A 20,733-nucleotide genomic window follows, 5' to 3' on the forward strand; every position below is an offset into this window, starting at 1 on the left:
GATTCGACCGGTCGGCCGGGCTATGCCGGCAGGGTGGAACGGCCGCGCGTCGTTCAGACCTGCGCGAATCCGCCGTCCACGAACACCTCGCTGCCGGTCATGAAGCTGCTCTCGTCCGAGGCCAGGAACAGCGCCGTCGCCGCGACCTCTTCCGCGCGCCCGATCCGGCCCAGCGGGAGCTGCGCAGTCATGCCGTCGAGGATCGCCTCCTGGCCCGTGCCGGACAGCACCGCGTCCAGCCCGGGCGTCGCGATCGGCCCGGGCGAGAGCACGTTGACGCGGATGCCCGTGCCTTTCAGGTCCAGCGCCCAGCTGCGGGCGAAGTTGCGCAGGGCGGCCTTGGTGGCGCTGTACACGCTGAATGCCGCCGTGCCCATGCTGCCGGTGGTGGAACCGGTGAGGATCACCGAACCGCCGGCGCCCATCAGCGGCAGCGCCTTTTGCACGGTGAACAGCGTGCCTTTGACGTTGACGCCGAAGGTGCGATCGAAGGAATCCTCGGTGATCGCGCCAAGCGGCTGGAAGTCGCCCAGCCCCGCATTGGCGAACAACACGTCGATGCGGCCCTTGCTGGCCTGGACCTGGGCGAAGACGCGGTCCAGGTCGTCCAGCCTGGAAATGTCGCCCTGGATGGCGATGGCGTCGGCACCGATCAGGCGCAGCGCCTTGTCCAGTTCCTCCTGCCGACGCCCGACGATGACGACCTGCGCGCCCTCGGCGGCGAAGCGGATCGCGCTTGCCAGACCGATGCCGCTGTTGCCGCCGGTCACCACTGCAATCTTGCCGTTTAGCCTGCGCATGCTGCGCTCCAGGGAATGGGGAGGCGCCACTGTAGAACTAGGCTATTCTTTTGAATAGTATGCACCACTTGGTAAGTGCCTTCGGAGCGGTCGGATCATGGCGAACGCCACTTTCAGTTGCGGTCTGGAGGCCGCCCTGTCCGTGCTTGGCGGCAAGTGGAAGCCGCTGATCCTCTACCACCTGGCGAAGCACGTGCACCGCTATGGCGAGTTGCGGCGTGCCATCGGCGGCGTGACCGACAAGGTGCTGATCCAGCAGCTCAAGGAGCTGGAACGCGACCAGGTCGTGGCCCGCACCGACTTCCAGGAGATCCCGCCCAGGGTCGAGTACGCGCTGACGCCGTTCGGGCAGTCCCTGGCGGGGGCGCTGGCAGGGTTGTGCGAGTGGGGCACGCAGCACATGCAGATGGTCGAGCGCATCAGCGCGCGTCGCGCGTCCGCCGTCTCCAAATCCAGGTCCAACGCCTGATCGCCGGTGCCATGGCCGGCAGCGACGCCGCATGGTCAGACGTCGGTGCCTGGCCGCGTGCTGGTGACTGCGCGGTCGCTGCGCCGCCGCCTCGGAACCGCTACCGGAAGAACTGGCTGGGCGGCTGCCCGAACTGGCGCTTGAACATGGCGGTGAACGCGCTGGGGCTGTCGTAGCCCAGGTCCATCGCCACGTCGATGATGCGATCGCCGGCGGCCAGCCGTTCGAGTCCGCGCAGCAGGCGCAGTTGCTGCCGCCACTGGCCGAAGCGCATCCGCAGGTCGCGCTGGCACAGGCGCTGGATGGTCTTGACGTCCACCTCCAGTTGCGCGGCCCAGGCGTGCAGGGTGGTGGGGTCGGCCGGGTCGGCGTCGAGCGCGGCGCCGATGCGCAGCAGGCGCGGATCGCGCGGCTGCGGCAGGTACAGCGGCAGCGCCGGCAGCGCATGCAGTTCGTCCAGGATCAGCCGCATCAGCCGCCCGTCGCGCGAGTCGGTGGCGTGGTCCCAGGGGATCTCGGCGGCGCTGCGGATCAGCGCTTCCAGCAACGGCTCCACCGCCACCACGGCCGGCGTGTCGGGCATGCCGGCGATGGCGTCGGGGCGGATGTACAGGCTGCGCATGCGCAGCGTGCCGATCCAGCGCACGCTGTGCTCGGTGCCGGCCGGCATCCACAGCGCACGCGTGCTCGGCACCACCCAGTGGCCCTGGCCCGAGCGCACCACCATCAGCCCGGACACCGCGTAGACCAATTGGTGACGGGCATGGCGATGCGGGGGGATGGCGCTGTCGCCGGGGTAGTCGGTGGCCTTGCACACCACGTCGGCCACGGCGTCGTCCGCATTGCGCGGCGACGGCGGTTGCGGCATGTCCTTTTCGCGATAGGGAATGGTCATGTCGCGCGGGAAGGTCGGGGCCGGGAAGCCTACCATGCGTCCACCCTCGCGCTGCCCGTTCCGCCATGTCCTCTCTGCGCCCCGCCGCGTCCGCGGCCACCCCCGCCTCCGCACCTGCCGCCAGCCCCACCGTCTCCAGCCCCACTGCCGCGCCGCGCAGGCTTGCCGCCGGCGTGCTCGCGGCCATCACCTCCTCGCACCTGATCAACGACATGATGCAGTCGCTGATCCTGGCGCTGTACCCGGTGCTCAAGGGCCAGTTCCAGCTCAGCTTCGCCCAGGTCGGCCTGATCACCCTCACGTACCAGATCACTGCCTCGCTGTTCCAGCCGCTGATCGGGCTGCGCACCGATCGCCGGCCGGCGCCGTATTCGCTGCCGATGGGCATGAGTTCCACGCTGTGCGGGTTGCTGCTGCTGGCCTACGCGCCCAGCTTCGGCATGGTGCTGCTGGCCGCGGCCCTGGTCGGGATCGGCTCGGCGATCTTCCATCCCGAATCCTCGCGCATCGCGCGGCTGGCCTCGGGCGGCCGCCACGGCCTTGCCCAGTCGGTGTTCCAGGTCGGCGGCAATACCGGTACCGCGCTGGGGCCGCTGATCGCCGCGGCGGTGATCGTGCCCAACGGCCGCCACAGCGTGGCCTGGTTCGGCGGCGCGGCGCTGCTCGGCATCGCCCTGCTGTCCTACGTCGGCCGCTGGTACGCACTGCACCTGCAGGCCGCGCGTGCGGCGCCGCGGCCGGTCGCGGTGGTACCGGCGTTGCCGCGCGCCACGGTGGTGCGCATCGTCGGCATCCTGCTGCTGCTGATCTTCTCCAAGTACTTCTACATCGCCGGGCTGAGCAGCTACTACACGTTCTATCTGATCCAGCGCTTCGGCGTCTCGGTGCAGAGCGCGCAGTTGCATCTGTTCGCGTTCCTGCTGGCGTCGGCGCTGGGCACGCTGATCGGCGGCCCGGTCGGCGACCGCATCGGCCGTAAGCCGGTGATCTGGGTGTCGATCCTGGGCGTGGCGCCGTTCGCGCTGGCGCTGCCGCACGTGGGTCTGCATGCGGCCACCGCGCTGACCGTGCTGATCGGCTTCGTGCTGTCCTCGGCGTTCTCGGCGATCCTGGTGTACGCGCAGGAAATGATGCCCGGGCGCATCGGCACCATCTCCGGGCTGTTCTTCGGCTTCGCCTTCGGCATGGGCGGGCTGGGCGCGGCGGTGCTGGGCCTGCTCGCCGACCACCGCGGCATCGTCTTCGTGTACCAGGTGATGTCGTTCCTGCCGCTGCTGGGCATCGTCGCGGCGTTTCTGCCGAGCCGGCGGCCGGGCAACGCCGCGGCGCACTAGCGCGGGCAGTGGCGGCCGGCCTCGGTCGACGCGGACAGCTTGGCGAAAGCCAGCGGCAGCATGCTGTCGCGCCGGCCGTCGCGCCCCCATCGCCGTCTCCGCATGCCTGCCATCGCCATGGTTGCGTCCATTGCCCACGCCTGGTCCACGCTGGTCGACCTGGTCGCCAGCCATGCGGTGGCGCCGCTGCTGGCGGCGCTGCACCTGACCGGGCTCAGCGACGATCCGCACGACATCGCCGCCTCGTTGCTGGTGGCCGCGCTGCAACTGTCCATCATCGGCGTGCTGTTCCGTCCGCTGGAGAGCCTGTGGCCGGCCGAGCGCTGGGAACACCGGCGGCTGGCGCGGATCGACTTCCACTACACCTGGCTGATGCTGATCGGGGTGTTCCCGCTGTTCTCGTTCCTGATCCTGACGCCGGTGGTCAACGCGCTGGGCGGCGCCGACCCCAATGCCGCGGCGGCGCCGGAGACCGGCCTTCGGCATATGTGGCCGTGGCTGGACCAGCATCCGCTGGTGCTGTTCGCGCTGTACTACCTGGCCTACGACTTCACCTACTACTGGATGCACCGGGTGCAGCACTGGATGCCGTGGTGGTGGGCCATGCACAGCATGCACCACAGCCAGCGCCAGCTCAGCTGCTGGGCCAACGACCGCAGCAACTACCTGGACGGCATGCTGCAGTCGTTCGTGCTGGCCGCGGTGGGCATCGCCTTCGGCATCGAGGCCGATGAGTTCGCCTGGCTGATGCTGCTCGGCGAACTGGTGCAGAACCTGTCGCACGCCAACGTGCGTTTCGGCTTTGGCCCGGTGCTCAACAAACTCCTGGTCGATCCGCCGTTCCATCGCCTGCACCACATGCGCGTGGATCCGGAGCGGCCCGGTCTGCACAACTGCAACTTCGGCCAGGTGTTCGCGTTCTGGGACGTGCTGTTCGGCACGGCGCTCTACGGCGAGCCGGTGCGGCCGACCGGGGTGGGCGATCCGATGGTCGACCGCGACAACGAGTTGGGCCTGGTGGCGCTGCAGGTAGAAGGACTCAAGCGCTTCTGGGGCGCGGTGCGGCGCCGCTCCGGATGGACGCCGGGCGAGGTCGCGTTCGGCGAGGACTACGCGCCGATCCCGGTGGATCATGCGGGGATGCCGTTGAACGGCGGGGATTCGGGAGTGGGGAGTCGGGATTCGTAGGAGCAGTGGCGGTTGGCAACGCGGTTGTTGCCGGTCTCGCTGGCTGTCGTACCCTCACCCCAACCCCTCTCCCGGGGGGAGAGGGGCTAGCGCCTTTCCTTCTCCCTTCGGGACCATGGCCCCCTTTTTGGGAGAAGGTGCCCCGCAGGGGCGGATGAGGGTGCGGGCGTAGCCTCGTGCACCCAACCATCGCGAGACGCTAGGCGCCGTACCCTCACCCCAACCCCTCTCCCAGGGGGAGAGGGCGAGTGGGCTCACTGCTTTTTGAGGCAGCCGCTCATGAAGGTCTTGCGGGCGTCGCCCTGCAGTTTCTGCGTCGCGGCTTGCGCGTTGCAGTCCTTCATCCGTTGCTGCGAGGCGTTGCCCGCCGCCGGGGCGGTGCCACCGCTGAGGCAGGCTTTTTGCGCGCTCTTGTACTCGTCGCCTTTCTTGCCCTTGTTCTGGGCCGAACACTTGGCCATCAAGGTCTGTTGTGCGGTTTGTGGCTTGGTCGCGGCGGTGGCCAGCAGCGGGGCGGCGGTGAAGCTCAGCAGCAAACAGGTGGCGGCGAAGCGAGCGGAACGGGTCATGGCGGCAGCTCCGGATGGTGTGCCGGCAGGGTGTGCCGGCACGGGCGAGCGGATCATGACGCGGCGGTGGCCGGGTCGGCAATGCGGCGCTGCGGCATGGCGTCGGCGGCCTGCGCCGGGCCGTCGAGGAACAGCATCTGCGGCGGCGGATGCATCAGGAACTGCTGGTGCGAGATGTTCCAGGCGTAGGCGCCGGCCAGCGGGAACGCCAGGCAGTCGCCCGGCGCCAGCGCGGCCACCGGCTGGTCGCGGGCCAGCACGTCCTTGGGCGTGCACAGCTGCCCGACCAGGGTCACCCGCGCATCGCGCAGCACCGGCGGCTGCGTGCCGCGCAGGACCAGGAACGGATGATCGTGGCCCTGCGCGGCCGGCGTGCGGAAATGATGGGTGCCGCCGCGGCCGATGGCGAACTGCGCGCCATGGCTGCGTTTGATATCCAGCACCTCCATCAGGTACCAGCCGCAGGCGGCGCTGACGTAGCGGCCCGGTTCCAGGCGCAGGCGCAGGCCCTCGCCATGCGTGTGCAGCAGCATCGGCAATCCCGCGCAGAACGTCGCCCAATCGAACGAGGCTGCCGGAGCGGCATAGTCCACGCCGAAGCCGCCGCCGGCGTTCACCGTCAGCGGTCCCAACCCATACGCCTGGCGCCAGCCCTGCACGGTCTGCAGGTAGTGTGCGATCAGGCGCAACTGCAGCTGCGCATCGCGCTGGTGCGACAGCAGGTGGAAGTGGAAGCCGTCCAGGCGCAGCCCGCGCGCGCCGCGCAGCACCTGCATGGCCGCGTCCAGGTCGTCCACGTCCAGGCCGAACGGCGAGGGCCGCCCGCCCATCACCAGGCGCGTGTCCTGCATGCCCGGCACCACGATGTTCAGGCGCAGGAACACCGACAGCGGCCGCTCCCTCGACGCGGCGATGCGGGCCAGTCGCTGCAGCTCGCCCAGGCTTTCCACGTGCACGCTGCAATCGGGCAGGCTGGCGGCCAACTGCAGTTCGGCATCGAGCTTGCCAGGGCCACCGAACAGCAGCCGGCGGCCTGGCTGATGCCTGTGCAGCCACTGCAGCTCGCCGCCGGAGGCCGCTTCGAAGCCGTCCACCCACGGCGCCAGGGTGCGCAGCACGGGCGGCTCGGCGTTGGCCTTGGCCGCATAGAACAGCTCGCACCCGGCCGGCAGGTGTGCGCGCAGCATCGCCGCGTGCGCCTGCAGCGCCGCCAGGTCGTAGACGTAGGCGCAGACCGGGCCGTCGGCCTGGGCGCGCAACGTTGCCAGCGCTGCGTGCAGCGGGGTGGAGTCGATGCGCAGGCTCATGCCGCCACCTGCCGCAGGGCGGCGCTGCCGATCGGGTTGGGCAGGAAGCTGTAGTCGGCATGGCGGTCGGCGCGCTGCAGCAGGCGCAGGCGCAGGTTGTTCTTGGCCGGCAGCGGCGCGCCATCGAGCAGGGCCTGCAGCGCCGGTTGCGCGCCGTGGCGCTGCTGCCAGCGGCGGGCGATGTCGCCGACGATCTGCCACAGCTGGCGTTCGCGGCGGTCGTGGCCGTCGGCGAGGTGGAAGATCGCTTCGGCCAGGTTGTTGACCAGCGCGCAATAGGCGATGCGGTTCCAGCCGCGTTCGGCGCTGTAGTACAGCGACTGCCGCGCGGTCTCGGACATGCCGGGCAGGCGCGCGGCCGGCCAGCTCGACGGCAGCAGCTTGGTGCCTTCCAGGTCGCGGATCCACACCTGCGTCGGCAAGCCCTCTTCGCAGCCGAACACGGTGTTCTGCAGGTGCGGCTCCAGCACGATGCCGTAGCCGAACCAGGCGCTCCACACGCCGTCCAGCAGCAACTGCGCGTAGGCGCGGAACCAGGTAGCGGTGGCGGCCTCCACGCTGCTGCCGCTGCGCTTTGCCAGCGCCTGCAGCGCGGCGGCGCAGGCCGGCTGGCCACGCGCGTCGTGGGTGAACAGCGCGCCGGCCACCTGCGGGCGATAGCGTGCCCGTTGCGCTGCCGGGATCGCCTGCCGGTACAGCACGCCGAAGCTTTCGCCGAGTTCGCGGCAGGCCTGCGCATCGGCCTCCAGCGCGGAGAAGTCCAGGTCGGTGGCGGCCGGCTCCAGCAGCACGTGGAAGCCGGGCACGCGCTGCGCCAGCGCCTGCCAGTCCGGGGCCAGCAGGCGGGTCAGCGCCACCGCGCTTTCCAGTTCGTACCAGGCGTTCTTGCGCACGCAGTTGGTCAGGCGCACGTGCACCGACAGCTTGAGGAAATGATCGAGGTCGGCGTGGTACAGCGTGCGCACCGACGAGGTCGGGCGCAGCGCCAGGCCGCGTTCGCCCAGCGGTTCGATCCAGCCGCGCGCCTGCGCCTGGCGCAGCAGCGGATGCGCCAGCACGCGCTCGGCCTCCCATGGATGGCAGGGGTACAGGTCGGCGCCGCCGCCGGCCTGCGCCAGCGTGGCACGCACGTCATCGCCCTGCGCGCGGTACAGGCGTGGGTCGATGCGGAACCAGAACAGCGGGAAGGCACTGCGCGCTTCCGGCGCGCAGGCCAGCACCTGCTCCAGCGGCACGCCTTCGCGGCTCTTGGGCGTGGGATGGAAGGCGTGGCCCCACAGCATCGATTGCTCGGCATCGATCAGCGCCTCGCCGGTGGGCGACGCGACCTCGGCCTGGCGCAACAGCTGCGCGGTGATGGCGATGCTGTTGGCGCTCTGCGCCAGCAGTTCCAGGTTCGGCGCCTGCTCGCCTTCGCTCAGCTCCTGCAGCAGCAGGCGCACCAGCGCCTCTGCGTCCAGGCAGTGCCAGGGACGGCCGTCGGCCTTGAGGTAGGGCGCCGAGGCGAAGCGGCAGCGGCCCAGGCCGTCGGCATGCGCCAGGCGTACGCAGAGCGTCGCGCCCGAGGGGAACTGCAGGCGTAGCCAGCGTTCGCCGGCGGCGGCCACGCCGGGCCGGTCCAGGCCGCGGTAGTCGAAGTCGGCCAGGCCGCGACCGAGCGCGACCTCGCGCAGGTAGCAGTTGAGCCAGCAAGTGATCGCCTGCGCTTGCGCCAGGCTGTCGTACCACGGGTCATGCATCGGCAACGGGGACATGGACGGTTCTCCGAACGGACGTGAGCATCAGGGCCGGCAGCAGCGCCAGCAGGGCGGCCGCGGCGGCGGCGAGGAACGGCACGGCCAGGCCATGGCCTTGCACCAGGGCGCCGGCGAGGGCGCCGCCGGCGACGCCGGCGTACTTGCCGGCGGCATCGAAACGGCCGAACAACTGGCCGGCGCCGTGCCCGCCGGCGATCTCGGCCAGGCTGCGGTTGAGGCCGCGCAGCGCCATCCACATGCCCAGGCCAAACAGCAGCCGCGCCGCGATCAACCAGCCCGGCGCCGGCGGCGCGATCTGCAGCAGGCAGGCCAGCGCGAACAGCGCCAGCCCCGCCGGCAGCGGCGAGGTGCGGTGATCGCGACCGCGCCAGCACGGCATCAACACCAGGTAGACCAGGTGCGGCAGGCTGTACAGCAGGCCGGCGACCGCGCTGCTGCCGATGCCGTGCGCCTGCGCGTACGGCAGGAAATAGGGAAACGTCACCACCATCGCGAAGCAGAACAGGAACTGCGTGGTCCACAGCGCCCAGCGCTGGCGGCGCTGCGCCGCATCCAGGTGTGGCGCGGCGGACGTGGACGCGCGTGGCGCCGGTGCGCGCGGCGGATCGGCCGGCAAGCGCCAGCTCAGCGCGAAGGCGAGCAGCGGCAGCAGCGCCAGATAGCGGTACAGCGACTGCGCCGGCCCCAGCGCGGTGGCCAGGCCGAGCAGCGCCGGGGCGGTGACCATCGCCAGCCGCGCCGAGAACTGGGTCCAGTCCAGCGCCCGCGCCAGCGAGCCACTCTGCGCCTGGCTGCTGAGATAGGCGTTGGTCGCGGCCAGCGAGCCGCCGCAGGCGCCCTGCACGACCAGGCCGGCGACCAGCCAGCCCAGGTTCGGCGCGAAGCCGGCCATGACGAAGCCCAGCGCCAGGCCGAGTTGCGCGCGCAGCAGCGAGCGCTTGCGTCCGTAGCGATCCGCCAGCCGGCCCCAGGCGCTGGCGGTGAGCGCAGTGCACAGGGTCGGCAGCACGTAGAGCACGCCGCTCCAGCCGATCGCCGCGCCCGGCGCCAGCTGCTGCAGCACCTGCGGCAGGAACAGCGGCATGCCCAGCGCGGTGAAGGCGGCCAGGTAGTGCGCGGCCAGCACCGGGCCGAGCAGGCGCTTCATCGCGCCGCCCCGGCCGCGGCCGCGCGCGCTGCCAGCGCATCCTCGCGCAGCAGGTTGGGCGCGCTGTCGCCGTAGAACTTGTTGATGTCCGCCGCGCCGGTGATCTGCTTGCCGAGCAGGCTGCCGGCGCTGAGCAGGTACTTCACCGGCAGCTTCGGTGCATCCAGCAGCGCCTGCGCCGGGGCGATATCGATGCCCTCTTCGCGCAAGGTACGCAGGGTGCCGTGCAGGCGCGCGCGCAGCAGCGCGTAGAGCGTTGCACGCAGTGCCGGCTGCCATTCCGCAAGTCCTTCGAGCACCGCCTGCAGATCCAGCTGCAAAATGATGGTGCAGAACATCCGCGCCAGTGCGGCGTCGTCCTGCACCGCGATGCGTGTGTCGCGCGGCGTGCCCAACGCGGCCAGCGCCGGCCGTTGCGCGTGCAGCCGCGACAGCAGCACCCGCGCCGCATCGTTGTCCTTGAGCAGCAGCCGCGGCGCGCGCCCGGCAGCGTAGATCAGCACGCTGTTCTGCTGGTTGGCCTCCAGCGCGATGCCGTAGCACAGCCACAGCCGCAGGTGCACCTCGCACATCAGCGCCAGGTAGCTGTCCCACCAGGCGGTCAGGTCGCCGCCATGGAAGCGCTCGGCCAGGTGCATGGCCAATGGGCGGCCATCGGGCAGCAGCGCGCACAGGCCTGCCACGGGGACCAGGGTCGCCTCCGGCAGCGCCGGATAGCGGCGCAGCAGGTAGGACAGGTGCCGGGTCTCGCCGACATGGCCGGCATGCGCCTCGTCCACGTGCAGGTAGCGTTCGCCCAGCGCCGGATCGTGCGCGGCAAGATCGCGCAGCACGCGTTCGAACCAGTGTCCGTCGTACAGCGTGGACGGCTTGATCAGGCGCAGGTTGAGCGCGCCGAGCGTGCGCATCGGCACCGGCAGCTTCAGATGATGATCGGGAAACGCCAGCGGGATCACCGTGCGCAGCGACAGCGACGGGCGTACCTGCAGCCACGGCTGCGGCGCGGCGATCGCGCCCTCGGGCACGGCGAAGCCGTCCTCGCCCAGCCGCGCGAAGATCAGCGGATGCAGCGGCCAGGCGACGTGATCGGCGTCCAGCGTCGGGCCCAGGCCGAGCATGCTCGGGCGCGGCCAGAACGCCGGCGGCGGCGTGGTCTGGGTGACCTGCGCGGCCGGCAGCGCCAGCCAGCGCAGCGCGAAGCTGGGGCCGAACTCCGGCGCGTAGCGCGGCAGGTCGGCGTCGTCCAGGCCGAGCTTGGCGCGCGCGCTGGGATAGAAGGGATGGTCGCGGTGGCTGGCCAGTTGTTCGCAGCGGTAGGCGCGTTCGTGCGCGTCGGCCGCGTCCAGCGCGGTGGCCAGCAGGGGCTGTTGCTGCGTGTAGGCCTGCCGCGCCAGCGCGCGCTGGCGCACTGCGCAGTCGGCTTCCTCGACGTAGGCGCGGTGCAGCGCCTGGGTCTCTGCGTCGAGCCCGGCGCCGAGCCGCGCCAGCCACTGCGCCGCGCCGGATTCGTAGGCGCTGTGCTGCGCGGAGTGCAGCACCCAGCCGTCGCTGCAGGCGCTCACGGTCTGCAGGTAGCCGGCGCGGCGCAGCGGCAGCCACAGTTCGCCGTCGGGCAGGTGCGCGATGCGCCACCAGATGGCGTCCGCAGGCAGCGGCGCCTGCGCCCAGGCGGCGAGCACCGCCGGCGGTGGCGTGGCGGCGGCGCCGCGGCTGACGATGCCGCGCAGGTCTTCGCGCAGGCAGGCATCGATCACGCGCAGGTCGATGTAACGGCGATCGGCGTCCTGGCTCATGCCGCCACTCCGGTGGTGGTGTCGATGCGCCAGTGCAGGGCCGCCTCGGTGCTGGCCAGCGCTCGCTGCAGGTCCGATTCGGTGTCGGCGAGCACGTCCAGCACGCCCAGGTAATCCTTGTTGGAGTGGCTCAGGCGGATCGCGTCGCCGGGTTGCCGCAGGCGCCGGTAGCGCGCCTCCCAATGCGTGTCGCTGCTGCCGTGGTCGGCGCTGGCCACCGCCAGCGTGCCGTCGTGCTCGGCCACGTAGTAGCGCACCAGGGCGTGCGCGCGGCGCGCCTGCAGCGTCGGCAGCGGCCGGCCCAGGTGCAGGCCGAGCACGCTGTCGAACCAGTGCCCGCCGAACAGCCGGTCGAGCAGGAATTCGCGGCCGTCGCCGATGCTGCGGTAGTTGATCTCCACCAGCACCGGGCCGTCGGCGGTGAGGATGAATTCGCTGTGGCACACGCCGAAGCCGATGCCGAACGCTTGCAGTTGCGCCAGCGCCTGCTGCAGCACCGGCGTGTCGGTGGCGCCGCGCCAGCGCGCCTCGCACTCGACGAAATGCGGCGGTGCCGACAGTTGCACGTCGAAGCCGCCGATCGGCTGCAGGCTGCGCCCGTCGCCGAGCGTTTCCAGGGTGAACAGCGGGCCGTCCAGCACGCTTTCCAGCAGCACGCTGCGCTGCGGGTGGCGCTGCCAGAAATCGTCGAGGTAGGCCAGCAGCGCCGTCGCGTCGGCGCAGTGGCGCACGTCCATGCTCGCCACGCCTTCGCGCGGCTTGGCGATCAGCGGCCAGGAGACCTGCGCCGGCGCCGTCGCGCCCGGCGCCAGGCTGCAGAACCACGGCGTCGGCAGGCCGAGTGCGCGCAAGCGCTGGCGCATCGCCGCCTTGTTCTTGGCCGCGTAGCAGACCTGCCAGTCCTTGCCGGGCACGCCGAGCGCGGCGGCGACCACGGCGGCGCTGGTCTGCAGGTGGTCGCTGTTGCTGAACACCGCGCGCGGCGGCTGCGGCAGGCTGCCGAGCAGGTCGAGCACGCCCAGCGGATTGAACACGTCGCACTCCAGCACCTGCACCGGTGCGGCGGGCGGATGGCGGCGGAAGTGGTCGAGGTGGGCGTGGCGGTGGTCGGTCAACAGCAGCACCGGCACGCCCAGGCGCTGCGCGGCGGGAAGGAAGCCATCGGTCACCGCCGGGTGGCAGACGTGGCTGAGGATCAGCAGGGGAGCGTCGTGCGGGGTCATGTGCGGGTCTCGTCGGGCGCAGGCGCACGCACGCCGGCGCGGCCGCGCGGAGGCGGACACGGGAGGCATGCGCCGCGGCTGCGGCAGGGTCGCGTGGTTGCCTGGCGCATCGCATCGGGCGCGCGCTGGGTAGGGAAGGACGCGGCTGCGTCCGTTGCACTGGCCCGCGTCTCCCGCGGGCGGCGGCGCGCCGTGCTGGCGCGCGGTGGTGCGGCGTCCGGCGTCGTCGTCCGACGCCGGGATGGATCAGAACGTGTACTCGAGGCCGACGGTGACGCTGCGGCCCGGCGCCGGCTGCCGGCCCCAGGGGCTGGTGTCGATGCCGCGGTACCAGTACTTGCGATCGAACAGATTGTTGACCGCCAGCGACGCGCTGAGCTTGCCGCTGGTCCCTTCGCTGAGCACCTGGCTCAGCTGCGCGTTCCACACCCAGTAGGAGGGCAGTTCGCCGACCGAGGCGATCGCGTTCTCCTGCACGGTGTTGGCCGCATCGCTGAAGGCACGGCTGAAGTAATAGCTGGAAACGGCGACGGTGGTATGACCGGATTCGGGCCGGTACGACGCGCCGAGGGTGAGCTGGTTGCGCGAGGTGTAGGGCACGCGATTGCCGTCGTACACGCCCGATTCCTGCCGCGCGTCCAGGTAGGCGTAGCCGGCGTTGAGGGTCAGCGCGCGCAGGTGCGCCGGGCTCCACTGCAGTTCCACTTCGCCGCCCTGGTGGCGGGTCTTGCCGAGGTTGCGGTAGGTGCGGGTGGTGTTGTCGAGCTGGATCTGCTGGTCGAAGTCGATCAGGTAGCCGCCGAACTGCACACGGGTGCGCTCGTTGGGCTGGTAGCGCGCGCCGGCCTCGTAGTTCCAGGCCAGTTCGGCGTCGAGGTTGTCGCCGAAGATGATCTGGGTGACCTGCGGCGCGCGCAGCGAGCGCTGGCCGTCGGCGTACAGGTACCACTGCGGGCTGGCCTGGAAACCCACGGTCAGGCCGGGCAACACGTCGTCGGTCTTGTTGCGCGTGCGCGCGCCGCTGGCCAGGTTGTAGTAGCGCGAATCGACCTGCTCGTAGCGCAGGCCGGGGGTGACGGTGAGGCGGCCGTCGGCGAACGCGATCGCGTCGCTGACATAGGCCGCCGCGCCGCGATCCTTGAAGCGCCAGTCGCGCACCAGGGTGTAGACGCCGTCGCTGAGGCGGGTGTTGCCGACCAGGAAGTCGATGTCCTCGTTGATCGCGCGCGCGCCCAGCGTCCACTGCTGGCGCACTGCACCGTCGCCCATCGTCCAGCTCAGCCGCGGTTCGCTGCCGTAGACCCGGAAATCGCGCGGCGCGCTCTGCCGCAGTTGCGGCGGCAGGTCGGGGCGCCAGGTCTCGCTGGAGGCCGAACGCATGCCGACGATGAAATTGCGGCTGCTGCGCGCGCTGAAGTTGCTCCAGTCCAGGCGCAGGTCCTGGAACGGCCCCACGTCGCCGAAGTCCTGCTGGTAGACCAGCGAGGCGCGGGTGGTACGGCCGGTGAATGCATCCAGCGGCCGCGTCGACTGGCGCGGATCGCGCAGGTAGTCGGCGGTGGACAAGGCGCCGGCCATGTCCATGTCGGCGACATAGCGCTGCACGCTGGCCTTGAGCAGCTTGTCCGGCGCCAGCCACCACTCTGCGCGCAGGCGCAGGTTCTTGATGTCGGTGGCGCTGTGTTCGCGCCAATAGTCGCCCTTGGTCCAGTTCGCATCCAGTTGCAGGCCGAAGGTCTCGCTGACGTAGCCGCCGGTGCTGATCGCGGTATCGCTCAGGTAATGCCCGGCGCCGCCGGCGGTGACCTTCTGGCCCAGCGTGGTGGTCCAGGTGGTGGGGATGTCCGGGCTGATCAGGTTGATCACGCCGCCGACGTTGTTGGGGCCGTACTGCACCGCCGCGCCGCCGCGCACGATGTCGATGCGGTCGACCTGGTTCATGCCGACCGGGAACAGCGACAGGCTGGTCTGCCCGTACGGCGCCAGCGCCAGCGGAATGCCGTCCTCCAGCACCTGTACACGGCCGCTGCGGCTCTCGTACAGGCCGCGCAGCATGATCTGCGGCAGCGCGCCGGTGCCGGTCTCGTCGAACACCTTGATGCCCGGCACCTTCTGCAGCGCCTCGTCCAGCGAGCGGTTGGCGCCGCTGCGCAGCTGCGTGCTGTCGATCACCTGGCGGCTGCCGGCGTAGTGCTGCACGTCCTCGACGGTGGAGCGGCCGAGCAGGCTGCCCTGCACCTGCACCGCGTCGAGCTGGCGGATCCGCGCCTGCGCGTCGGCATCGGGCGGGACATCCTCGGCGCGCACGCTGGTGGGAGCGAGCATGGCGGCGACGAGGGCGACGGCCAGCAGCGAAGGGGAAAGCGAAGCGATCAAGACGACGACTCCAAAGGCGCGAAAACGGTCAGGGACGGCGCAGGTCGGCCGCGCGCTGGCGCAATGCGGCCTGCAGCAGCGCGCGGTCTTCGCCGGCGAACAGCCACTGCAGGTCCGGCTGTGCCAGCCAGTGCGCGCGCTGTGCGGCGTCGCGGGGATTGGGGCAGAACGCAACGCCGGCGGCGCGGCAGGCCGCATCGATCGCCAGCAGGTGATCCCAGACCTGCGGGTGGGTGGGCTGCGGGCCGACGCCCAGGTCCAGCGCCAGGTCGAGCGCGCCTTCCATCACCAGCGACACGCCGGGCACCTGCAGGATCTGCGGCAGCGCGCGCACGCCGGCGGCGCTTTCGATCATCGGGATCACGCGCAGACGCTCTCGGCTGCGGGCGATGTAGTCGGCCAGGGCCACGCTGCCGAAGCCGGTGACGCGGCCGCCGGTGATGCCGCGGCGGCCGTGCGGCGGGAAGTGCGCGGCGGCGACCGCGCGCTCGGCCTGCTCGGCGCTGTCCAGCCCGGCCAGGACCACGCCACGGGCGCCGGCGTCGAGTACCCGGCCGATCAGCTTGGCATCGACCTCGGGCACCCGCACCCAGGGTTCGCAGCCGCCCAGCTCGCAGGCGCGGATGGCATGCTCCAGCTCGGCCGGCGAGCGCAGCACGTGTTCCAGATCGAGCACCGCGAAGTCGTAGCCGACATGCCCGAACATCTCGCACAGCAGGGCACTGGGCACGGAGTTGAGCAACCCGATCTTGCAGGCCATGGGGGAGGGCGAGCGGAACTGGGGAAGGGAGCGCAATCCTGCCGCAAACGAGAATGCTTATCAAGAAGATTCGCTGCGCGTCGTCACGGCCGCTGTAGACGCTTTCTGTGCGCTACCGCGCTTCTCGCTGCGACTCACTCTTCGAAGAGGAGCCGCTTTTGCGAATCCCCGATCCCTAATCCCCAATCCCTGCGGTCAAGGCCTCAGCGTGCGGCAGCGCGCATCCCCCGGTACGGCGGCGTCGCCATCACCATTTCCGCCAGCGAATACGCCAGCTCGCGCTCGGCCATCACCGTGCCGTCGGCGCCGTGGTCGAGCAGATGCTTGACCTCGGCATCGCTGTGCGCCCGCGCCAGCAGGGTCAGCGCCGGGTTCAGCGCGCGCAGCTTGGCCAGGGCCTCGCCGGCCTCCAGCGGCTGCGGGATCGCCAGGATCGCGATCTTGGCCTTTTCCGGATGCGCCTCGGCCAGCACGCGGTCGGCAGCGGCGCTGCCGCGGATGCCGGGGATGCCGTCGGCATGCGCGCGTTCGACGTGGTCGCGGTTGTCGTCGATCACCAGCACCGGCACGCCGCGCTCGCGCAGCACCGCCGCCAGCGCGCTGCCGACCCGGCCGTAGCCGATCACGATGGCATGGTCGACCAGGTCCAGCGATGGGCCCGGCGGCAGTTCCGGTTCCACCGTCACCGGCGCCTCCACCGCCTGCCGCGCCTGCCAGCGGTCCAGCCAGGTGAACAGCAGCGGGTTGGCGATGATCGACAGCAGCGCGCCGGCCAGGATCAGGTCGCGGCCGGTCTCTGGCAGGATCGCCAGGCTCACGCCCAGGCCGGCGAGGATGAAGGAGAACTCGCCGATCTGCGCCAGGCTGGTGGAGATGGTCAGGGCGATGCCGGTGGGATGGCCGAAGGCCCGCACGATCACGAACGCGGCCAGCGACTTGCCGACGGTGATGGTCAGGAAGGTGGCCAGCACCTGCCACGGATGCTCGAGCAGGATGTGCGGATCGAACAGCATGCCCACCGAGACGAAGAACAGCACCGCGAAGGCGTCGCGTAACGGCAGCGAATCGTTGGCGGCCTTGTGGCTGAGTTCCGATTCCTTCAGCAGCATGCCGGCGAAGAACGCGCCCAGTGCGAACGACACGCCGAACAGGGTCGCCGAGCCGAACGCCACGCCCAGCGCGATCGCCAGCACCGACAGGGTGAACAACTCGCGCGAACCGGTCGCGGCCACCTTTTCCAGCGCCCACGGGATGGCGCGGCGGCCCACCACCAGCATCACCGCCACGAACGCGGCCATCTTCAGCAGGGTGACGCCGAGCGCGCCGAGGATCGAGCCGGTATCGGCGCCCTTGCCGCCGAGCACGTCGGCCAGCGCCGGCAGCAGCACCAGTGCCAGCACCATCACCAGGTCTTCCACGATCAGCCAGCCGACCGCGATGCGCCCGCGCAGCGTCTCCAGCAGGCGCCGTTCCTCCATTGCCCGCAGCAGCACCACGGTACTGGCCACTGACAGCGCCAGGCCGAACACCAGGCCGTGCAGAGTCGGCCAGCCCATGCTCCAGGCCAGCCCCCAGCCGAGCAGGGTGGCGACCGCGATCTGCGCCAGCGCGCCGGGGATCGCGATCCACTTCACTTCCATCAGGTCTTCGAGCGAGAAGTGCAGCCCCACCCCGAACATCAGCAGCATCACCCCCAGTTCCGACAGCTGGGTGGCCAGGGCCTGGTCGGCGACGAAGCCCGGCGTGAACGGGCCCACGCAGATGCCCGCCACCAGGTAGCCGACCAGCGGCGAGAGTTTGAGGCGATGGGCCAGCGTGCCAAGGAGGAAGGCGAGCGCGAGCCCGACCGCGATGATGTCGATGAGACTGGTGTCGTGATGCATTCAGGATCGCAGAACAAGTAGGCGTCGAGTGTCGCCGATCGGGGCTTTTGTCGGCAAATCGCTGTAGCAGGCATGGCGTGACAACAGTGGCTGCAGGTACTGGGCGCGCGCCTCTGCGTCCTCGGCCGCGGAACGCAGTGGCGCGACAGGAAGAGCCCGGCCAGCGCTCCGTGCGCAGCCAGGCTTGGCCGGCCGTGTCCTGATCGGATCAGGTGAGGCTGGCTCGGAGGAAGTGGATCCGCCCGTCCCGGCACGCGACCGATCCGTTCGGTCAGGTATGGTCGAAGCGGGCGGCGCGGCGCCGATCGTTGCGCAGTCGGTACCGGCGTCGGTCCTCCACCGTGGCCCTGACGGCCACTCCCCGACAGCGTGATTGGGATGGAGGTCGCAGGGATCGGGTGTCGCACGCAACTCCCTGTCAGGAAAGGCATTACACCCAATGTTGGACGTTAACTGTCTACTGTTTCGGCCCATTCCCTGGTGTATGTTTGCGCCATTGGTGTCCTGCCAGGACAGGGTGGCATGGCTAGACTGAAGACCTTCGCGAGCGGAATCCTTCTGAGTGCTTTGTACTGCGCGGCCTACCTGGCCGTGTGGCACTGCTCTCTGGATCAATGGTTCCTGCCGATCGGACTGCGCACGGCAGCACTGCTGTTTCTCCCGTATCGGCTTTGGCCCTACGTTTTTCTGGGAGACGCGGCGGCGCTGCTGAGCATGCGTGTGCCGATGATCGATGCGGAGGGCGCAAATCCGGTCTGGGTGTATGGCAGTTCCTTGCTGTTGATGCCGGCCTTCTCGCTGCTGCCCTGGGCGGTCCGGCGTAACCTTCCCGATTTCCGGGTCGAGCAGAGTTGGCTGCCGCTGATCTGCCTGTGTGCGGCGTTGTGGGCCGTGCTGGTCAACAAGGGCGCCAACTGGCTGCTCGGTGGACCTGCCGCCTACATCAACCTGGAAAACACGCTGAAGTTCTGGATCGGTTTCTATCTGGGTATCGTCATGTTCGTCTTTCCCGCACTGCTGTGGGTCAGGCGAGCAGAGGGGGACGCAGGTACGCGACGGGCGGTGCTGCACAGCGCCGGCATCGCCGCGCTGCTGATGGGCGTCCTGTTCGGCATCGCGATGCAGGTCGAGGGCGTCCTGCGCCAGTTCCTCCTGGTGCTCATGATCACGCCTGCCGTCTGGCTGACGTTCAAGCATGCCTGGCGGGGCGCTGCCATCGGTGTGGTGATGGCCAATTTTGCGGTGGCCATGTCCCTGCCGAAGACCAACTATGCCGGTGCCTACGACGCGGACACCTTGCAGGTGCAGTTGTTGATCGCATTTGCCGTCACCGCGCTTGCCTCACTCGGCGCCAAGCTGTCCGTCGCCTTCGACCAGGTGCAACGCTTCGGCTTTGCCGAAAGGGAGGCGCTGCAGGTCGCCCAGGCCAGCTACATGTCGGCCGAGCGTACCCTGCGCAACCGGGTGATCGAGTACACCGACATCCACGTGCATATCAACAAGCTGCGCCGCGACATCGCCACCACGCTGAAGCAGCACGGCCACTACGCGGCGGCGATGGAAATGAACCGCACCGGGGTGATCCAGGCGCAGCTGCTGGACGACTACGTCGCCGCACTGTATCCGCTGGATATCGAAACCCATGGCCTGTATGGCGCGCTGAATTCCATCGCCTTCGCCAATGCCTGCGATACCGAGGTCGAGGCGCGCCTGCACGGAGATTCGCGGCGGCTGTCGATCGGGCTGCAACTGGCGGCGTATCGCTGCGTACTCAATGCCATGCAAATCCTGCCCGATGCGGGCCGGCACACGATCACGGCGCGGGTCTGGTCGGCCCGTGGCAAGCGCGGCGTGGTGGTGACGGTGGAAGCCGATGCGGCGATGCCGGGTGCTGGGCGCAAGCCTCACAACGCCGACGAGATGGACTGGGAGTTGGCCAGCCGGTTGAAGGCTCATGACGGCACCTGCCGGCGCCGCCATGAGCAGAAGATCAGTTTTCTGATCTCCGAGCCGCTGGAAAGGACCGTTACTTCTTGATGGTCACGGTCCAGACGTCGCCGTCGGCGCCGCTGGCCAGCTGCACGGTGAAGTAACGCGCGTCGTAGACCACGGTGCCGTGGCTGCTGTCGAAGGTGTCGACGGTGCTCACCCGATCCACGTCCTTGCCCATCGGCGTCACCCATGCTGTGTCGCCGACGCGGCCGATCGCGCCACGCACCTGGCCGGTGGTGTCGTTGATCTGCAGATAGGTCACGCCGTTACGCTCGAACTGGTAGATGCGTGCCGACGGGTTGCTGGACAGATTGGTCGCCGCCGGGGCGCTTTCGCCAAGGCCACGAATGGCGATCGGCGTGCCGACACCACCGCCCGGACAGCAGCTTTGCGCATAGGCATTGGACACCAGCGCAGAGCAGAGCACGATGCCCGAAAGCGTCGCGAGTTTAGAGGTCTTCCACATAATTACGTCCTTCCCCTGATGGGGTTTTTTTGCCTGCCGTTCAGGCGATTCCACATTACGCGAATCGCAACAGGCCACTGTTGACAAATAATCAAGCGATTCATACTTGTGATGTGTATCACTTTTATATTCTGGGAAATGATTCCCAAAAAAGTGGGCCGCATCGGCTTGCTCAGGTATGGCCCCAGGTCATCGCAGCATCGCGTGACCGGTCCGGCGTCGCCGGGGTGTCGGGCGCCGTGCTTGGTGCAGTTTCCATGCCATAAGCGGCCATCCCTGCGCGGCGTGGTGGCCGAGCGTGGCCGGTCGCATTGGATGCGCACCTAAATACGTGCGGGTCTTCGCTGACGGTGGCTTGGATCGAATGGCGCTGTCTATCGTCCGCGCACTGCGTCGCGGGAAAAACGCATTGTGTCGCCCGGCGTTTTGCGAGTGCGGCGCGGCGGTCCTGTGTCGGACATCGCGATCATTGGATGCAAGCAAACGGCTGCCACGTATTCACCGATGCATTTCCATCGCGCGACGAATGTTTGACGCATGTGCGTCGCCGCCGCCGTGATCAGGTCGAGGCCGCGCTGTAAAACGCGATAAGAATGGCGATGGTCGGAGCGCGATGCGCGGCCGAACGGCATCTGGCAGGTCGGGCGCGCATGCGTCATGCCAAATCCGTATCGCCACCGCGTTTGGCACGTAGTCCAATCCTGTTGCGCGGCCGTGCTGCCGCATGCCATCGCACGCCACCGGCGCGCGCGTGCGGTCGCGGCGTTGCCACGA

General features: G+C 69.7%; 17 protein-coding genes. 4 read left to right on the plus strand and 13 right to left on the minus strand.

What is annotated here, in order from left to right:
• Positions 1-53: 53 nt before the first annotated feature.
• Positions 54-800: an SDR family oxidoreductase gene (locus tag M3U25_RS08990; protein WP_355498208.1), complete on the minus strand. Its 747-nt coding sequence runs from the start codon at positions 798-800 to the stop codon at positions 54-56.
• A gap of 97 nt (positions 801-897) precedes the next feature.
• On the opposite strand from M3U25_RS08990, the gene M3U25_RS08995 reads away from it, so the two are divergent.
• Complete coding sequence (locus M3U25_RS08995; RefSeq protein ID WP_355498205.1) at positions 898-1,269, plus strand: helix-turn-helix domain-containing protein; 372 nt, start codon at positions 898-900, stop codon at positions 1,267-1,269.
• 100 nt (positions 1,270-1,369) lie between these two features.
• Here M3U25_RS08995 and M3U25_RS09000 read toward each other — a convergent pair whose 3' ends face one another.
• Entirely contained in the window at positions 1,370-2,200 is an 831-nt protein-coding gene (locus M3U25_RS09000) for a helix-turn-helix transcriptional regulator (RefSeq protein WP_355498202.1), read from the minus strand.
• A gap of 29 nt (positions 2,201-2,229) precedes the next feature.
• Here M3U25_RS09000 and M3U25_RS09005 point away from each other — a divergent pair, with 29 nt between their 5' ends.
• Both M3U25_RS09005 and M3U25_RS09010 read left to right on the plus strand, forming a co-directional pair.
• A complete protein-coding gene (locus M3U25_RS09005) occupies positions 2,230-3,498 on the plus strand; it encodes an MFS transporter (protein ID WP_355498199.1) in 1,269 nt (422 codons plus the stop codon).
• Positions 3,499-3,615: 117 nt separating this feature from the next.
• On the plus strand, positions 3,616-4,686 hold the full coding sequence (locus M3U25_RS09010) for a sterol desaturase family protein (RefSeq protein WP_355498196.1): 1,071 nt from the start codon (positions 3,616-3,618) through the stop codon (positions 4,684-4,686).
• A gap of 254 nt (positions 4,687-4,940) precedes the next feature.
• Here the strand turns inward: M3U25_RS09010 and M3U25_RS09015 are convergent, their stop codons facing one another.
• From M3U25_RS09015 to ybaL, 9 genes are all read right to left on the minus strand, one after another.
• Positions 4,941-5,255 carry a PsiF family protein gene (locus M3U25_RS09015; protein ID WP_017910801.1) on the minus strand — a complete coding sequence of 105 codons (315 nt, stop codon included), beginning with the start codon at positions 5,253-5,255 and terminating at the stop codon, positions 4,941-4,943.
• 53 nt (positions 5,256-5,308) lie between these two features.
• The gene (locus M3U25_RS09020; protein WP_355498193.1) at positions 5,309-6,562 is read right to left on the minus strand and encodes a type III PLP-dependent enzyme; all 1,254 of its coding nucleotides are present in this window, start codon (positions 6,560-6,562) and stop codon (positions 5,309-5,311) included.
• Positions 6,559-8,316, minus strand: coding sequence for an IucA/IucC family protein (locus M3U25_RS09025; RefSeq protein WP_355498190.1), 1,758 nt, complete (start codon positions 8,314-8,316; stop codon positions 6,559-6,561). Before M3U25_RS09025 ends, M3U25_RS09020 begins: the two co-directional genes overlap by 4 nt.
• Positions 8,294-9,466, minus strand: a complete 1,173-nt coding sequence (locus M3U25_RS09030; protein ID WP_355498187.1) for an MFS transporter — start codon at positions 9,464-9,466, stop codon at positions 8,294-8,296. Before M3U25_RS09030 ends, M3U25_RS09025 begins: the two co-directional genes overlap by 23 nt.
• On the minus strand, positions 9,463-11,259 hold the full coding sequence (locus M3U25_RS09035) for an IucA/IucC family protein (RefSeq protein ID WP_355498184.1): 1,797 nt from the start codon (positions 11,257-11,259) through the stop codon (positions 9,463-9,465). Before M3U25_RS09035 ends, M3U25_RS09030 begins: the two co-directional genes overlap by 4 nt.
• On the minus strand, positions 11,256-12,482 hold the full coding sequence (locus M3U25_RS09040) for a siderophore biosynthesis protein PvsA (protein ID WP_355498181.1): 1,227 nt from the start codon (positions 12,480-12,482) through the stop codon (positions 11,256-11,258). The genes M3U25_RS09035 and M3U25_RS09040 overlap by 4 nt, the downstream gene beginning before the upstream one ends.
• A gap of 246 nt (positions 12,483-12,728) precedes the next feature.
• Complete coding sequence (locus M3U25_RS09045; protein ID WP_355498178.1) at positions 12,729-14,858, minus strand: TonB-dependent siderophore receptor; 2,130 nt, start codon at positions 14,856-14,858, stop codon at positions 12,729-12,731.
• Positions 14,859-14,886: 28 nt separating this feature from the next.
• On the minus strand, positions 14,887-15,618 hold the full coding sequence (locus M3U25_RS09050) for an aldolase/citrate lyase family protein (RefSeq protein ID WP_355498175.1): 732 nt from the start codon (positions 15,616-15,618) through the stop codon (positions 14,887-14,889).
• A gap of 203 nt (positions 15,619-15,821) precedes the next feature.
• Positions 15,822-17,501, minus strand: a complete 1,680-nt coding sequence (gene ybaL / locus M3U25_RS09055) for a YbaL family putative K(+) efflux transporter (protein WP_242161055.1) — start codon at positions 17,499-17,501, stop codon at positions 15,822-15,824.
• A gap of 522 nt (positions 17,502-18,023) precedes the next feature.
• On the opposite strand from ybaL, the gene M3U25_RS09060 reads away from it, so the two are divergent.
• Positions 18,024-19,538: an MASE1 domain-containing protein gene (locus M3U25_RS09060; RefSeq protein ID WP_355498170.1), complete on the plus strand. Its 1,515-nt coding sequence runs from the start codon at positions 18,024-18,026 to the stop codon at positions 19,536-19,538.
• Here M3U25_RS09060 and M3U25_RS09065 read toward each other — a convergent pair.
• Both M3U25_RS09065 and M3U25_RS09070 read right to left on the minus strand, forming a co-directional pair.
• Positions 19,528-19,959, minus strand: coding sequence for a hypothetical protein (locus M3U25_RS09065; RefSeq protein ID WP_355498167.1), 432 nt, complete (start codon positions 19,957-19,959; stop codon positions 19,528-19,530). The genes M3U25_RS09060 and M3U25_RS09065 overlap by 11 nt on opposite strands.
• Before the next feature lie 374 nt (positions 19,960-20,333).
• Complete coding sequence (locus M3U25_RS09070) at positions 20,334-20,618, minus strand: hypothetical protein (protein ID WP_355498164.1); 285 nt, start codon at positions 20,616-20,618, stop codon at positions 20,334-20,336.
• Positions 20,619-20,733: the final 115 nt, after the last annotated feature.

This window comes from Xanthomonas sp. PPL134, from assembly GCF_040595915.1.
In the GTDB taxonomy this organism is placed as follows: Bacteria; Pseudomonadota; Gammaproteobacteria; order Xanthomonadales; family Xanthomonadaceae; genus Xanthomonas_A; species Xanthomonas_A indica.